The following is a 426-nucleotide window of genomic DNA, read 5'->3' as shown; positions in this document are numbered from 1 at the left end:
ATCGGTAAAGTTGACCAGTCCATGAGAGATAGAGATCAGGCCGAAAAAGAAGGCTAAAGGCTCTGAGTTGTCGACTTCCTCTGGCGCTGCCTCGCTGTCAGCTTTTACAAAGTCACGCTGGAAATTTAACAGACCTTGCTCGTCAAGCTGAGCATTGATACTAGGCCTCGTCAAACTGACTTCATCAAAAGCTATGCGCCCCCCCAATGAACCGAGGGCGCTAAAGTTGACGTAGAATCGATCAAAGCTGACGCTATCTTGCTGGAACTCATCCTTAGCTTGGAAACCGTGAACGGCTAGAGATAGTGCGTAAGGGTTGAAAACAACTGATTCGATTTGCGTATCCCAGGCTGCAATATCCTTAAGGGAGTTGATGGCCTGCTGCTTAACAATATAAGGTACAGCAAACCAGCCGAATACACTGTA

The 426-nt window shown here is 47.4% G+C and carries 1 protein-coding gene; it reads right to left on the bottom strand.

What is annotated here, in order from left to right:
• Nucleotides 1–426, bottom strand: a 426-nt coding sequence (locus tag A3729_RS32820) for a hypothetical protein (protein WP_197475780.1), incomplete at both ends; no start/stop codon positions are given.

It is taken from the genome of Oleiphilus sp. HI0043, assembly GCF_001634935.1.
The sequence above is the reverse complement of the archived record's forward strand: the minus strand, read 5'-3'. Positions and strand labels throughout refer to the sequence as shown.